The sequence below is a fragment of the Methylobacterium sp. B1 genome (genome assembly GCF_000333255.1).
Lineage (GTDB): Bacteria > Pseudomonadota > Alphaproteobacteria > Rhizobiales > Beijerinckiaceae > Methylobacterium > Methylobacterium fujisawaense.
Genome location: NZ_BACT01000849.1, coordinates 1 through 14109 on the forward strand (window position 1 = coordinate 1; position 14109 = coordinate 14109).

Consider the following 14109-nt stretch of genomic DNA (forward strand, 5'->3'; position numbering starts at 1 on the left):
CGCCGTGAAGCCTTCGGGAAATTCCTCGGCGATGAAGCCTGTGGACAGCCGCCCCTCCTGCCAGCGCGGATGGGCCATCAGCGCCGAGAGGAACGGGATGTTGTGGCGGATGCCGTCGATGGCGAAGGCGTCGAGGGCCTCACCCTGCGCGGCGATCGCCTCGGCGCGCGTCGGCGCCCAGGTGACCAGCTTCGCGATCATCGGATCGTAGTGGATGGCGATCTCGCCGCCCTCCTCCACGCCGGTATCGTTGCGCACGATCGCCGTGCCCTGCCGGCCCTCCTCCGGCGGACGGTAGGTGGTCAGCCGGCCGATCGAGGGGAGGAAGTTGCGGGTCGGGTCCTCGGCATAGACGCGGCTCTCGACCGCCCAGCCGTTCAGCTTCACGTCGTCCTGGGTGATCGGCAGCTTCTCGCCGGCCGCGACCCGGATCATCAGCTCGACGAGGTCGAGGCCGGTGATCATCTCGGTGACCGGATGCTCGACCTGCAGACGGGTGTTCATCTCTAGGAAGTAGAAGGACTTGTCCTGCCCGGCGACGAACTCGACCGTTCCGGCCGAATCGTAGTTCACCGCCTTGGCCAGCGCGACCGCCTGCTCGCCCATCTTCCGGCGGGTCTTCTTGTCGAGGAGCGGCGACGGCGCCTCCTCGATCACCTTCTGGTTACGGCGCTGGATCGAGCACTCGCGCTCGCCGAGATAGACGACGTTGCCGTGCTTGTCGCCGATCAGCTGGATCTCGATGTGGCGCGGGTCGGTGATGAACTTCTCGATGAAGACGCGGTCGTCGCCGAAGGAGGAGGCCGCCTCCGACTTGGCGCGGGCGAAGCCCTCCGCCACCTCGTCGCCCGAATAGGCGATGCGCATGCCCTTACCGCCGCCGCCCGCGGAGGCCTTGATCATCACCGGGTAGCCGATCTCGTCGGCGATCGTCTTGGCGTGCTCGGGTGATTCGATCACGCCGAGGAAGCCCGGAACAGTCGAGACCTCGGCGGCGGCCGCCGCCTTCTTCGACTCGATCTTGTCGCCCATGGCGGCGATGGCCCCCGGGTTGGGGCCGATGAACACGATGCCGGCGGCTTCGAGCGCCTTCGGGAAGGCCTCGCGCTCGGACAGGAAGCCGTAGCCGGGATGGACCGCCTGGGCGCCGGTCTTCTTGCAGGCCTCGACGATCTTCTCGATCACGAGATAGGATTCGGATGCGGCAGCGGGGCCGATATGGACCGCCTCGTCCGCCATGGCGACGTGCACGGCGTCGCGATCGGCATCCGAGTAGACCGCTACGGTCTTGATGCCCATCCTCCGGGCGGTCTTGATCACGCGACAGGCGATCTCGCCCCGGTTGGCAATCAGGATCTTTTCGAACATCGCTGGCGCACTGCTTTCGAGATCGCCGGATTGCGCACCGGCTTGACTGTCCCGATAGATCAGTTGCGCCGCGGACGGAAGCTGTGCGTTGCTCCGAGGCTCACGCCGCCAGGGCAAAGGTCATCCGCGGGGCCGAAACCGTGTCCCGGGCGCGGCGGTTGGCTTCGAGGGCGAAGGCCACCAGCGATTCTGCGCTGCTCTGCGCCTCACGGACGACTTCCATCGCGATCCGGGCGCCCACCGCGCTCGGGCCGTCGCGGCCGCTGAGCGAGGCGGCCAGCCAGGCGGCGACGTCGCGGTCGATGTAGCCCGTCGGGCGCGAGCCCCACACGGCGAAGTCGACGACCGAGGCCACCAGGAAGTCGGCGAAGGCGTCGGAGCCGATCACGGCCCGCTCGAGGGCGATCAGCAGGTCGGCGTCCTCGCGGTTCATGAGGCCTTCCGGAAGAACCTCGCGCTTCAGGACCAGCAGGTCCTCGTCGCTGATCGTGCCGGTCGAAACAGCATGGTTGCAGAACTGTTGAACGGAGATGGTGGTCATGATCGCCTGCTCCTCCGACCTTTGCTGCGGCCGGTGCTAGTCCCTGTGTGTCTTCAACTTACGGGACCGCTTCCCTTCCAGAGGTTAATGGCGAGATCTGAACGGAAGTTCAGGTAAACACCCCCCGAGCAAGCAGGCTTATTGGGACGTTGACCGGTTGCGTTACCGGACGATGACCGAGGCCCCGACGGGGACCCGGTTGTAGAGGTCGACCACGTCGATGTTGCGCATCCGGATGCACCCGGAGGAGACCGCCTGCCCGATCTTCTCGGGCTCGTTGGTGCCGTGGATCCGGTAGAGCGTGTCCCGGCCGTGATCCGACAGGTACAGGGCGCGGGCGCCGAGGGGATTCATCGGGCCGCCCTGCATGGCGTGGACGTGCGGCCAGCGCTTGATCATCTCGGCCGGGGGATTCCAGGCCGGCCATTCCGCCTTGCGGTCGATTCGGGCGGTGCCGGTCCAGCCATAGGCCTCGTCGCCCACCGACACGCCGTAGCGGATCGCCTTGCCGCCCGGCAGCACGAGGTAGAGCTGCCGCTCCTTCGTCTCGACCACGATCGTGCCGGGCGATTCCCGGGTCGGATCGGCGACCTCATAGCGGGCGAAGTGCGGATCGAACTCGGCATCCGGGACGAGGGCCATGAATTCGGCATCGCGGGCCGAAAGGGCCGGATCGGGCACGCTCTTGAAGGTGCAGCCCGCCAGCAACAGCGCGCAGCCGATGACCGATGTGATGCGCATGGTCCTGCCCCGAAGATCCTCGGGGCCGTGGACGGAGCCTCGATGGATTGATGATCCGGGTCCGTCCCACGGAAGAATCGCGCAACCATAAGGGGGCAACGGCACCCCGCCGTAGTCCGCGCGTTGGGCCCGTGGCACATTGCCGGCTCCTGTTGCAGGTGCGCGACAGGAGAGCATCCGGGAGCGACCCTCGTGACCACCCTCTACGTGAGCCATCCCGCCAGCTTCGATCACGAGGTCCCGGAGGGACATCCGGAACGGCCGGCCCGGATGCGCGCCGTGGAGCGGGCCCTGGAGGATGAGCGCTTCGCCGGCCTCGTGCGGGCCTCTGCACCCAAGGCTGAGATCGAGGCGGTGACGCTCGCCCATCCGCGCGCCTACGTGGACGCGCTGGTGGCGGCGGTGCCCGAGCACGGCATGGTCGGCATCGATTCCGACACGATCCTGTCGGCGGGGAGCCTGGAGGCGACGCTGCGGGCGGTGGGCGGCGGAATGCACGCCGTCGATGCCGTCGTCGGCGGCGGGTGCCGCAACGCCTTCGTGGCCATGCGCCCGCCGGGCCACCATGCCGAGCGGACCCGGTCGATGGGCTTCTGCCTGTTCAACCATGCCGCCATCGCGGCCCGCCACGCCCGCCAGAAGCACGGGGCCGAGCGGGTGGCCCTGGTGGATTGGGACGTCCATCACGGCAACGGCAGCCAGGACATCTTCTGGGACGACGCCGCGGTGCTCTACTGCTCTACCCACCAGATGCCGCTCTACCCGGGGACGGGGGCATCGTCCGAGCGCGGCGAGAAGGACACGATCGTCAACGTGCCGCTGCGGCCCAACGACGACGGCGAGGTGTTTCGCGAAGCCTTCGAAACCGGCATCCTCCCGCGCCTGGAAACCTTCCGGCCGGACGTGATCGTGATCTCCGCCGGCTTCGACGCCCATCGGCTCGATCCGTTGGCCAATCTGCGCCTGGAAGCGGAGGATTTCGGCTGGGCGACCCGCCGGCTCATGGATGTCGCGGACCGCTGCGCCGGCGGGCGGATCGTCTCGATCCTGGAGGGCGGCTACAGTCTCGAGGGGCTCGGCAAATCGGTGGCCGCCCATGTCGACGCGTTGATGGGGCGCTGACGGCGGCGCTGCATCGCGATTGCACCCGCTCCCGCGCGCGCCATAATCTGCGCTTCGAGAGACTGCCGCCATGCTGACGCTGAGCCGGATGCCGTCGCTTGCGCGCCAGCGCGTCGACCGCACCGGCGCAGCCCGTCCGGGTTTCGGCCGATGACGCTCACGGGCTTCCTGACCTATGCGCTGGCCCTGGGCGTTGCCGCCGCTGTGCCGGGACCCGGCGTCGTCGCGCTTGTCGCGCGGGCCCTCAGCTCGGGCTTCGGCGCCGCGATGGCCTTTTCGGCCGGTCTGATCCTGGGCGACCTGACCTATCTCGCCGCCGCGATCTTCGGCCTGTCACTGATTGCGGAGGCATTCGGCGCAGTCTTCGCCGTCATCCGCTACGGCGCGGCGCTCTATCTCGCTTACTTGGCGTTCCGGCTCTGGCGCGCCGCCGGAACGGCTGTCCGGATCGCGGGCGAAGCCCGCGACCGGCCGCTGACCAGCTTCGTCGCCGGCCTGACCATCACCCTGGGCAATCCGAAGACGATCGTCTTCTACCTCGCGATCCTGCCCACGCTCGTCGATCTGCGGCGCGTGACGGCGGCCGATGTCGTCGCACTCATCCTGATCACGGCCGCGATCCTGCTGGCCGTGATGACGCCCTACGCGGCGCTGGCGGCCCGGGCGCGCGAGACCCTGCGACGGCCCGCCGTCCGCGTGCGGCTGAACCGGGGTGCCGCCGCCATCATGGCCGGCGCCGCGGTCTGGACCGTCCTGCGCCGCGCCTGAAGAGCGTCAGCCCTCCAGGGGCTCGTCGCCCAAGAGCTCGATGCCGAATCCCGAAAGGCCGACATAGGAGCGCGACGAGGTCGCGAGGTTGCGGATCGAAACCACGCCGAGATCGCGCAAAATCTGGGCGCCGAGCCCGATCTCGCGCCATTGCCGCGCCCGCAGGGCCTCCGTGCCCTCGTCGGTGACGGTCTTCACCGGCACGCCCGCAGTCCCGTCCCGGAGATAGACCAGCACGCCTCGCCCGACGGCCGCGAAGCGCTTCAGCACGGCGTCGATCTGCTTTCCCCCGCCGATCACGTCGGCGGCGACGTTGGAGCGGTGCAGGCGCACGAGCACGTCCCCGCCCGTCGCCGATGTCGCCCATCACGAAGGCGAATTGCTGGATCGATTCAAAGGGCGTCGAGAACACGTAGGCGTTCACGTCGCCGTGGTTCGAGCGGACCGTGAAGTGGCCGACCCGCTCCACCAGCCGGTCGCGCGCCTGCCGGTAGGCGATGAGATCGGCCACCGAGACCTGCTTGAGGCCGTGCGTCTCGGCGAAGGCCTCGATCTGCGGCCCCTTCATCACGGTGCCGTCGTCGTTGGCGAGCTCGCAGATCACGCCGACGGGCGGCAGCTCGGCGAGGCGGCACAGGTCGACCGCGGCCTCGGTATGGCCCGAGCGCATGAGCACGCCGCCGTCCCGGGCGATGAGCGGGAAGACGTGGCCGGGCCGCACGAAGTCGCCCGCGCCCATGTTGCCGTTGGCCAGCGCCCGCACCGTGTTGCAGCGCTGCTCGGCCGAGATCCCCGTGGTCAGGCCGTGCTTGACGTCGACCGTGACGGTGAAGGCCGTACCCAGCGGCGCGTCGTTCGACGCCACCATGGGAGCGAGGTGCAGCCGCCGCGCCTCGCTCTGCGTGATCGGCGCGCAGACGATGCCGCAGGTGTTGCGGATGATGAACGCCATCTTCTCCGGCGTGCAGAGCGAGGCGGCGACGACGAGGTCGCCCTCGTTCTCGCGATCGTCATCGTCGGTGACGACCACGATCTCGCCGCGGGCGAAGGCCGCGATGGCCTCTGTGACGGAGCAGTGGGGCACGGGCATTCTCGAATCGTTGGGACGGACCCGGATCAGGGCTGCGATCCGACCTGTCCGCGATGGCGCAGATAGTGATCCGCCAGCACGCAGGCCATCATGGCCTCCGCAACCGGCACGGCGCGGATGCCGACACAGGGATCGTGCCGGCCCTTGGTGACGAGATCGACCTCGCTGCCGTCGCGGCTGACCGAACGGCGGGGCGTCAGGATCGAGGAGGTTGGCTTCACGGCGAAGCGCACCACGACCGGCTCGCCGTTGGAGATGCCGCCGAGGATGCCGCCGGCATGGTTCGCCAGGAAACGCGGCCGATCGCCGTTGCCGGCGCGCATCTCGTCGGCATTGTCTTCGCCCCGCAGGGCCGCCGACGCGAACCCGTCGCCGATCTCGACGCCCTTCACGGCGTTGATCGACATCATCGCCGCGGCGAGATCGGCGTCGAGCTTGCCGTAGACCGGCGCGCCGAGGCCAGGCGGCACGCCCTCGGCCACGACCTCGATGACGGCGCCGACCGACGAGCCGTCCTTCCGGATCTCGTCGAGGTAGGTCTCGTAGAAAGCGGCCGTCTCGGCATCGGGGCAGAAGAACGGGTTGTCGCCGACCGCGGCCCAGTCCCAACGGGACCGGTCGATGGCGTGCGGTCCCATCTGCACCAGGGCTGCCCGGATGGTCACGCCCGGGATGACCTTGCGCGCCACGGCGCCGGCCGCGACCCGCGCGGCGGTCTCGCGCGCCGAGGACCGGCCGCCGCCGCGATAGTCGCGAATGCCGTACTTCACGTCGTAGGTGTAGTCGGCATGGCCGGGGCGGTAGCTGTCGCGGATCTCCGAATAGTCCTTGGAGCGCTGGTCCGTGTTCTCGATCATCAGCGCGATCGGCGTGCCGGTGGTGAGCTGGCGGCCGCCGGTGCGGTCGTCCGCGAACACGCCGGACAGGATCTTCACCTGATCGGGCTCGCGGCGCTGCGTCGTGAACCGCGACTGGCCGGGCTTCCGGCGATCCAGCTCGGCCTGGATCTCCTCGGACTCCAGGGGCAGGCCCGGCGGGCAGCCGTCGACGACGCAGCCGAGTGCGATCCCGTGGCTCTCGCCGAAGGTCGTGACGCGGAACAGGTGGCCGAAGGTGTTGTGCGACATGGCGCCGTTGCCTTAGCGCGGGAGCGCCGGGGGCACAAACGCGGTGCCTGCAAGGGGCCGGGCGGAGGGCTGGGTAGAGGGCTTGGCGGATGCGTTCGTTCGCTCGGTATCCCCGTCCCTGCGGGCGCAGCGCAGCGATCCCGGGCAGCGGAACAGCGGCGTCCCCGGATTGCGTCGCTGCGTCAGGACGGCCCTCGCAGCGGCCTGCGATCTCATGCCGTCCCGCCCGAACGGGGCAGGTCGAGCCCGCCCCGCGCCTTCAGCGCCCGATATGCCGCGACCGCCACGGCGAGATCCCGGTGCAGGCGGCGCTCGTCGCCGAGATCGGGAAGGTCGTAGGTGAGGCCGAGGATGTGGGCGGCCTCGTAGCCCTCCGGCAATTCGCCCGCGCTGCCGAGGGCGATCGTCGCGTTCGGCAGCGCGTCGGCGAAGTCCGAGAGCCGCGCCTTGAGCGCAGCGCCGCTGGCACGGAGATGGGCGCCGGCCGCCGCTGGACCGTGGCTCCGGATCGCCGCCACCGTTCCCTGCGCCAGCGACAGGTGCACCGCCTCGCGATGGGCCGGGAACAGGTAGACGAGGTAGTAGCCCCGCGTGGCGCTGGTGGTGATGGCGGGGTCGAACACGGCGAGCCAGGGGATCGCGGCCCAATGGCTTCCGCGCCCGGGACTGCCCTTGACCAGGAACGGCCCGTCGATCGGCGCCAGTGCGGCGCGCAGCTCCTCCGGCGCGCCCTTGCGGATGACGGAGGCCAGCGGATGGCCGGCCGGCGGGTCGAGCCGGGCGAGCGGGTATTCCTCGATGATCCGCCGGAGCGCGTGGCCGAGACTCACGGCCGCGTCAGGACCCCACCGGTGATCGCCTCGCGCACCCCGGTGGTCGACGGCAAGGTGATCGGCAGGCCCTTGAGCGAACGCACCGCCAGATACGCGAAGGCCTGCGCCTCCAGGTAGGCCGAGGACCAGCCGATGGCGTCCGCGGTCGTGATCTCCGCGCGCAGATGATAGTTGAGGAGCCGTACCAGCTCGCCGTTGCGCGCGCCGCCGCCGGCCACGATCCAGCGGGTCGGGATCTCGGGGGCGTGGTCGAGGGCGCGGGCCACCGCGCGCGCCGTGAAGGCCGTCAGGGTGGCGGCGCCGTCCTCGGTGGAGAGCTGGCCGGCGAGCTTGTGGGAGAACCAGTTCCGGTCGAGCGACTTCGGCGGCTTGCGGAAGAAGAACGGGTGCGTCAGCAGCCAGGCCAGCAGCTGCTCGTCGGGACGGCCCCGGGCCGCGGTGCGACCGCCATCGTCGAGGTTCTTGCCCTCGCGCTCCTGCATCCATTCGTCGATCAGCGCATTGCCGGGACCGGTGTCGAAGGCGATGACGCCGCCCTTCGAGTCGATCAGCGTCGCGTTGGCGACGCCGCCGATGTTGAGGATGCCGAACGGCCCGTCGAAGCCCGAGGCCTCGGCGAGCGCCTTGTGGAAGACCGGCACCAGGGGCGCCCCCTGCCCGCCCGCCTCGATATCGGCCCGGCGCAGGTCCGAGACGACCGGGATGCCGAGCCGGGTCGCCAGCGCCTGCCCGTCGCCGATCTGGATCGAGATGCGCTGGTCCGGCCGGTGGATCACCGTCTGGCCGTGGAAGCCGATCACGTCGATCTCGGACGCTGACAGGCCGTGCTCCTCCAGGAAGCGCTCCACGGCCTCGGCATGGGCCAGGTGACGAACGCTTCCGCCTCCGGCAGCCGCCCGGGCCGGTCGCCGGGATGGAGCACGGATTCGGCATCCTTGGTGGCCGCGCGCAGGAGCGCCTTCTCGTCGTCGGTATAGCCGCGGTAGCCGGTGGGACCCAGCGGCTCCAGGAAGTTGTTGTGGCCCTTGACCACGTGGACCCGCTCGCCGTCGGTCTCGATCAGCGCGATGTCGACGCCGTCCAGCGAGGTGCCGCTCATCAGTCCGATCGCGCGCATCATCGCCATGCCGCCCTGCCCCGTGCCTTTCGGCCAACGCCCTGCTAAGAGCGCGCCGTATCCTGAACCCAGCGCGAGCTAGCATGCGGGGCCTCGGCCTGTCGCGCCAGCGCGCGACCCGAGATGGCAGCCATGACCGCCGAGAGCTTCGCGCCGAAATCCGACTTCCTGCGGATCCTGACCGAGCGCGGCTATATCCACCAGACCTCGGACCTGGCCGGCATCGACGCCGCGGCCCTGGAAGGGCGGCTGACCACCTATGTCGGCTACGATTGCACGGCGCCCTCGCTGCATGTCGGGCACCTGCTGTCGATCATGATGCTGCACTGGCTGCAGGCCACGGGGGGGCGGCCGATCGCCCTGATGGGCGGCGGCACCACCCGGGTCGGCGACCCGTCGGGCCGCGACGAGACCCGCAAGATCCTCACCGTCGAGCAGATCGACGCCAACAAGGCCGAGATCCGCAAGACCTTCGATCGGTTCCTCCGCTTCGGCGAAGGGGCCGGCGACGCCGTGATGGTCGACAACGCCGAGTGGCTGACCAAGCTCAACTACATCGAGATGCTGCGCGACATCGGCCGGCATTTCTCGGTGAACCGGATGCTGTCGATGGACAGCGTGCGCCTGCGCCTGGAGCGCGACCAGGAGCTGTCGTTCCTGGAGTTCAACTACATGATCCTCCAGTCCTACGACTTCGTCGAGCTGAACCGTCGCTACGGCTGCGTCATGCAGATGGGCGGGTCGGATCAATGGGGCAACATCGTCAACGGCATCGATCTCGGCCGCCGCATGGGCACGCCGCAGCTCTACGCCCTGACCTGCCCGCTGCTGACGACATCCTCGGGCGCCAAGATGGGCAAGACCGCGGCCGGGGCCGTCTGGCTCAACCCGGAGATGCTGAAGCCGTACGATTACTGGCAGTTCTGGCGGAACACCGAGGACGCGGACGTGGCCCGCTTCCTCAAGCTGTTCACCCTGCTGCCGATGGAGGAGATCGCGCGTCTCGCCGCGCTCGCCGGCTCCGAGATCAACGCGGCCAAGACGGTGTTGGCCACCGAGGCCACCGCGCTGATGCACGGCCGCGAGGTCGCGGAGGCCGCCGCCGAGACCGCGCGCAAGACCTTCGTGGAAGGGACGCTGGCCGCCGACCTGCCGAGCGTGACCGTGCCGTCGGCCACCCTGGAGGCCGGGCTCGGGGTGCTCACCGCCTTCGGCCCGGACGTCGCCAAGCTCGTGCCCTCCACCAGCGAGGCGCGCCGGCAGATCAAGGGCGGCGGCCTGCGGGTCAACGATGTACCGGTCACGGATGAGAAGGCGATGCTCGGCCAGGGCGACCTGACCCCGGACGGCGTGATCAAGCTGTCCTTCGGCAAGAAGCGGCACGTGCTGCTCCGGCCGGAATGAGCCGTCCGGCCGCCTGGATCCGCGACGGGAAACAGCCCGCGTGAGCCTTGCCCGGATCCTGGTGATCGACGACGAGCCGCCGATCCGCCGGCTGCTCCGCACCGGCCTCGGGACGCAGGATTACGCGGTCGCCGAGGCCGCCGACGGGGCCGCGGCGCTCGCCGCCCTGGAGGCCGGGGGCGTGGATCTCGCGATCCTCGATCTCGGCCTGCCGGACATGCCCGGCCATGCCCTCCTTGCGGCGATCCGCGAGCGCTGGCCCGACCTGCCGGTCGTGATCCTGTCGAGTCGCGACGACGAGCGCGGCAAGGTCGAGGCCCTCGATCTCGGGGCCGACGATTACGTCACCAAACCTTTCGGCATGAACGAGCTGCTGGCGCGCATCCGCACGGCCCTGCGCCATCGCCTGGCCATGCAGGGGGAGCGGCCGGTCTTCCGGGTCGACGACCTCTCGGTCGATCTCGTCCGCCGCGTCGTCCGGGTCGGCGAGCGCGCGGTGAAGCTGTCGCCCCGGGAATATGAGTTCCTGCGCGTGCTGGTGCAGCATGCCGGCAAGGTGCTGACCCACGCGCAGCTCATGCGCCACGCGCCGGCCTCGTCGGATCCGCAATACCTGCGCGTCTATATCCGGCAGCTGCGCCAGAAGCTGGAGCCCGATCCGGAGCGCCCGCGCTACCTGCTCACCGAGACCGGCGTGGGCTACCGCCTGCGTGCGCCGGACTGAGCCCGGCGCGCTGCCTCACGGCTCCAGGCCTTCCGCCGCGCGCCGCGCCGCCCGCAGCTTCTCGACCCGCGCCACCGAGAACACCGAGGCCTCGTAGAGCAGCAGCATCGGGATCGCGAGGGAGAGCTGGGAGATCACGTCCGGCGGCGTCAGGATCGCGGCGGCGACGAAGACCAGCACGATGGCATAGCGCCTCTTCTCCCGCAGGAAGGCCGCGTCGATGATCCCGATCTGACCGAGCAGCGTCAGGATTACCGGCAGCTGGAACGCGATCCCGAACGCGAAGATCAGCGTCATGATCAGCGACAGGTATTCGTCGACCTTCGGGAGCAGCTTGATCGTCGGCTCCCCGGCCACGCCCACCTGCTGGAGCGACACCGAGAATTTGATCAGCAGCGGCATCGCCAGGAAGAACACCACCAGCGCGCCGAGCACGAAGAAGATCGGCGTGGCCACGAGGTAGGGCAGGAACGCCTTCCGCTCGTTGCGGTAGAGGCCCGGGGCCACGAAGGCGTAGATCTGCGTGGCGATCACCGGGAAGGCCAGGAAGGCCGCCCCGAAGACGCTGAGCTTGATGTTGGTGAACACCTGCTCGAGGAAGTGCGTGGCGATCAGCTCGGCGTTCTGCGCACCCACGATCGAGACATAGGGGTAGACCAGAACGTTGTAGATATCGCGCGAGAAGAAGAAGCAGGCGAAGAACATCAGCACGAATGCGATCAGCGACTTGATCAGCCGCGCCCGCAATTCGATCAGGTGTTCGAGCAGGGGCGCCCGCGACGCCTCGATCTCGGCCTCGTCCGCATCGCTGATCATCGGGCGGCCGTGCCGTTCTGGGACTCTTCGGTGGCGTGATGCGGGGCGGGCGGAGGCCCGAACGGATCGTCCACCGACCCGGGCACGGGCAGGGGTGCCTCCGCCATCTGCGGTGCAGGATCATGGGACGATTCGGCGGGCGGCGTCCCCGAGACCGGGGCCGGTGCTGCGGCGTCCTGCTCGGCCTTGAGCTGCGCCGTGGCATCGGCGAGGGATCGGGTCTCGACCGGCGGCTTCTCCGGGCCGAGCTTCTCCGGGCCGACCTTGGCCCGGCCCTCGACGGCGCCCTTCAACTCGTCGCGGATGGTCTGCACGGGATTGAAGGTCGAACTCGCATTCCGGACCGTGTTGCGGATCCCGTCGACCTCGCGCCGGACATCGTCGAGCTCCGCCTCGCGGATCGCCTCGTTGAACTGCATCTGAAATTCGCCGGCCATGCGGCGCAGCTTCGAGGTGATCTGCCCGACGGTGCGCAGCGCCTTCGGCAGATCCTTCGGCCCGATGACGATGAGGGCGACGCCGCCGATCAGCATCACCTCGCCCCAGCTCATGTCCAGCATGTCGTCGACGGTCCTGCTGCCCTGAGATCCGGCGCGGTGGCCGGACCCCGTCAGGCTCTACACGAGCGCGTGCGCTCTGCCAGTCCTACAGTCGCGCCCGCCGTCAGACCGGCTTGCGCTCGCCGCCGGGAAGATGGCTCGCCGGGATCGCCGTGCCGGGGCTCGTCTCGGTGGCGTGCGGGATGGTGCGGACCGGTTCGGCCGGCGGCGGCGCGGCCTGGCTGACCGGAGGGGTCTCATCCTCGGCCATGCCCTTCTTGAAGGCTTTGATGCCCTTCGCGACGTCGCCCATCAGATCGGACACCTTGCCGCGTCCGAAGAGCAGCATCACGATGACCGCGACGATGACCCAGTGCCAGATACTCATGCTGCCCATGGCAACCTCCTGCGGGCGCCCCGAAGAAGCGGGAGCGCGACGCCACGTCCGGTTGAGGATTTCGGGGCGAACCTAGGGATCGCGCCGCCCGAACACAAGCAGAGGCGATGCCACGGCCGGTGGAAGGCCGCGGTGGAAGGCCGCAAGGGGCCCAGGTCAGGCGGCGGCGAGGGCCGCGGCGAAGCGCTCCCGGGCTTCCGGAACGTCGAGTCCGTCGCCGGCGGGGTCGAGCTGCGCCAGCGCGGAGGCGGCGCGGCGCGCGGCCTCTCCGGTGAGCGCGGGCGCCGCTTCGGCCACGGCGCGCATTTCGTCCATGGCGCCGTTGCAGTGGAGCCCGATATCGATCCCCGCCGCGAAGGCGCGCTCCGTCCGGTCGCGGAACGAGCCGGTCAGCGCGTGCATGGAGAGATCGTCGGTCATCAGAAGCCCGTCGAACCCGATGGTGCCGCGGATGATGTCGCGGATGACGATGGCGGACTGGGTGGCCGGCCGGTCGGGGTCGATGGCGGTGAAGACCACGTGGGCGCTCATCGCCATCGGCAGGTCGGCGAGCGCCCGGAAGGTCCGGAAATCCTGCTCCGCCAGATCCGCGCGCGTCGCATCCACCACCGGAAGGCCGTGGTGGCTGTCACAGGTGGCGCGCCCATGCCCCGGGATGTGCTTCATCACCGGCAGGACGCCCCCGGCCATCAGGCCCTCGGCGACCGCGCGGCCGATCTCGGCCACCCTGTCCGGGCTGGTCCCGTAGGCCCGGTCGCCGATGATGTCGTGCGAGCCCGGCGCCGGCACGTCGAGGACGGGGGCGCAGTCGACGTTGATGCCGACTTCCGCGAGGTCGTGCGCCATCAGGCGCGCGCCGAGGCGGGCGACGGCCGCGGCGCTGCCGTTCAGGCGTCCGTAGCGGCCGCCGGCCGGGTAGGCCGGCCAGTGGGGCGGACCCATGCGCTGGACCCGGCCCCCCTCCTGATCGATCAGGATCGGCGCGCGATCGGATCCGACGCAGTCCCGCAGCGCGCCGGTGAGGGCGCGGACCTCGTCCGGGGTTCCGATGTTGCGCTTGAACAGGATGAAGCCCCAGGGCTTCACGTCCCGGAAGAAGGACCGCTCCTCCGCCGAGAGCGACGAGCCGGTGCAACCGAGGATCAGGGCGCGGGAGGTCATCAGGAACGGCTCGGAAACTGCTCGGTGGCGGCGCGAAGACGGCGGCGGGATCGCCGGGCGGTTCGGCTCGATGGCGACAGAGTCGGGCGGGAACGGGGAGCCGGCAAGACCAAACCGCGGCTCCGGGCGGAGGCCGGAGCGATGCCGCCGCCGGTGTGGCCTGCAAGACTCGGTCGGCAAGACTCGGTCGGCGAGCCTCGGTCGGCGGGGCGCCCGAGCGGATCACCGCGGGCGGGAGCGCTGCCCCGACCGCGGCTTTCCGTCAGAACCTCAGTTCTTGGCCACGAAGCACTGGCCGCCCTCGCCCTGCAGGGCGCTGCACAGGCTCGCGGCCTGGGCCTTCTCCAGGGGTCCGACGCGG

Annotated in this window: 13 protein-coding genes and 2 pseudogenes; 4 read left to right on the plus strand and 11 right to left on the minus strand. The window is 69.9% G+C overall.

All coding sequences use genetic code 11. The features are described from left to right. The 3 genes from I53_RS24480 to I53_RS24490 all read right to left on the minus strand — a co-directional run. Positions 1-1368 (minus strand): acetyl-CoA carboxylase biotin carboxylase subunit (locus tag I53_RS24480; protein WP_043355626.1); only part of this gene is annotated, 1368 nt, incomplete at its 3' end. Positions 1369-1468: 100 nt separating this feature from the next. Then, on the minus strand, positions 1469-1909 hold the full coding sequence (locus I53_RS24485; RefSeq protein ID WP_043355628.1) for a hypothetical protein: 441 nt from the start codon (positions 1907-1909) through the stop codon (positions 1469-1471). 162 nt (positions 1910-2071) lie between these two features. Beyond that, positions 2072-2650, minus strand: a complete 579-nt coding sequence (locus tag I53_RS24490) for a L,D-transpeptidase (RefSeq protein ID WP_043355629.1) — start codon at positions 2648-2650, stop codon at positions 2072-2074. A 192-nt stretch (positions 2651-2842) separates the two neighbouring features. Here I53_RS24490 and I53_RS24495 point away from each other — a divergent pair, with 192 nt between their 5' ends. Together I53_RS24495 and I53_RS24500 are read left to right on the plus strand one after the other, a co-directional pair. Continuing rightward, a complete protein-coding gene (locus I53_RS24495; protein WP_043355631.1) occupies positions 2843-3772 on the plus strand; it encodes a histone deacetylase family protein in 930 nt (309 codons plus the stop codon). Positions 3773-3922: 150 nt separating this feature from the next. Then, a complete protein-coding gene (locus I53_RS24500; RefSeq protein ID WP_043355632.1) occupies positions 3923-4540 on the plus strand; it encodes a LysE family translocator in 618 nt (205 codons plus the stop codon). A gap of 6 nt (positions 4541-4546) precedes the next feature. Here the strand turns inward: I53_RS24500 and ribB are convergent. The 4 genes and pseudogenes from ribB to I53_RS24520 all read right to left on the minus strand — a co-directional run bounded on the left by ribB (position 4547) and on the right by I53_RS24520 (position 8716). Next, positions 4547-5624, minus strand: a pseudogene (gene ribB / locus I53_RS24505) (3,4-dihydroxy-2-butanone-4-phosphate synthase). Positions 5625-5656: 32 nt separating this feature from the next. Next, on the minus strand, positions 5657-6757 hold the full coding sequence (aroC, locus tag I53_RS24510; protein ID WP_043355633.1) for a chorismate synthase: 1101 nt from the start codon (positions 6755-6757) through the stop codon (positions 5657-5659). A 212-nt stretch (positions 6758-6969) separates the two neighbouring features. Next, a complete protein-coding gene (locus I53_RS24515; RefSeq protein ID WP_043355635.1) occupies positions 6970-7587 on the minus strand; it encodes a DUF3578 domain-containing protein in 618 nt (205 codons plus the stop codon). Beyond that, a pseudogene (locus I53_RS24520) lies at positions 7584-8716 on the minus strand (anhydro-N-acetylmuramic acid kinase). The gene I53_RS24515 and the pseudogene I53_RS24520 overlap by 4 nt, the downstream one beginning before the upstream one ends. A gap of 123 nt (positions 8717-8839) precedes the next feature. Here I53_RS24520 and tyrS point away from each other — a divergent pair. Both tyrS and I53_RS24530 read left to right on the plus strand, forming a co-directional pair. Beyond that, the gene (tyrS, locus tag I53_RS24525; protein WP_043355636.1) at positions 8840-10111 is read left to right on the plus strand and encodes a tyrosine--tRNA ligase; all 1272 of its coding nucleotides are present in this window, start codon (positions 8840-8842) and stop codon (positions 10109-10111) included. Positions 10112-10151: 40 nt separating this feature from the next. Beyond that, positions 10152-10835, plus strand: coding sequence for a response regulator (locus I53_RS24530; protein WP_043355638.1), 684 nt, complete (start codon positions 10152-10154; stop codon positions 10833-10835). 15 nt (positions 10836-10850) lie between these two features. Here I53_RS24530 and tatC read toward each other — a convergent pair whose 3' ends face one another. The 4 genes from tatC to nagZ all read right to left on the minus strand — a co-directional run bounded on the left by tatC (position 10851) and on the right by nagZ (position 13748). Then, the gene (gene tatC, locus I53_RS24535; protein ID WP_043355639.1) at positions 10851-11651 is read right to left on the minus strand and encodes a twin-arginine translocase subunit TatC; all 801 of its coding nucleotides are present in this window, start codon (positions 11649-11651) and stop codon (positions 10851-10853) included. Next, the gene (tatB, locus tag I53_RS24540) at positions 11648-12211 is read right to left on the minus strand and encodes a Sec-independent protein translocase protein TatB (protein WP_043355641.1); all 564 of its coding nucleotides are present in this window, start codon (positions 12209-12211) and stop codon (positions 11648-11650) included. The genes tatC and tatB overlap by 4 nt, the downstream gene beginning before the upstream one ends. Positions 12212-12314: 103 nt before the next feature. After that, a complete protein-coding gene (locus I53_RS24545; RefSeq protein WP_043355642.1) occupies positions 12315-12587 on the minus strand; it encodes a twin-arginine translocase TatA/TatE family subunit in 273 nt (90 codons plus the stop codon). 156 nt (positions 12588-12743) lie between these two features. Then, a complete protein-coding gene (gene nagZ, locus I53_RS24550; protein WP_043355644.1) occupies positions 12744-13748 on the minus strand; it encodes a beta-N-acetylhexosaminidase in 1005 nt (334 codons plus the stop codon). Between the last annotated feature and the right edge of the window lie 361 nt (positions 13749-14109).

What these genes read in the sequence shown, in the direction of transcription:
- I53_RS24485 (WP_043355628.1), bottom strand. Translation starts at nt 1,909, where the DNA reads ATGACCACCATCTCCGTTCAACAGTTCTGCAACCATGCTGTTTCGACC.
- I53_RS24490 (WP_043355629.1), bottom strand. Translation starts at nt 2,650, where the DNA reads ATGCGCATCACATCGGTCATCGGCTGCGCGCTGTTGCTGGCGGGCTGC.
- I53_RS24500 (WP_043355632.1), top strand. Translation starts at nt 3,923, where the DNA reads ATGACGCTCACGGGCTTCCTGACCTATGCGCTGGCCCTGGGCGTTGCC.
- aroC (WP_043355633.1), bottom strand. Translation starts at nt 6,757, where the DNA reads ATGTCGCACAACACCTTCGGCCACCTGTTCCGCGTCACGACCTTCGGC.
- tyrS (WP_043355636.1), top strand. Translation starts at nt 8,840, where the DNA reads ATGACCGCCGAGAGCTTCGCGCCGAAATCCGACTTCCTGCGGATCCTG.
- tatC (WP_043355639.1), bottom strand. Translation starts at nt 11,651, where the DNA reads ATGATCAGCGATGCGGACGAGGCCGAGATCGAGGCGTCGCGGGCGCCC.
- tatB (WP_043355641.1), bottom strand. Translation starts at nt 12,211, where the DNA reads ATGCTGGACATGAGCTGGGGCGAGGTGATGCTGATCGGCGGCGTCGCC.
- I53_RS24545 (WP_043355642.1), bottom strand. Translation starts at nt 12,587, where the DNA reads ATGGGCAGCATGAGTATCTGGCACTGGGTCATCGTCGCGGTCATCGTG.
- nagZ (WP_043355644.1), bottom strand. Translation starts at nt 13,748, where the DNA reads ATGACCTCCCGCGCCCTGATCCTCGGTTGCACCGGCTCGTCGCTCTCG.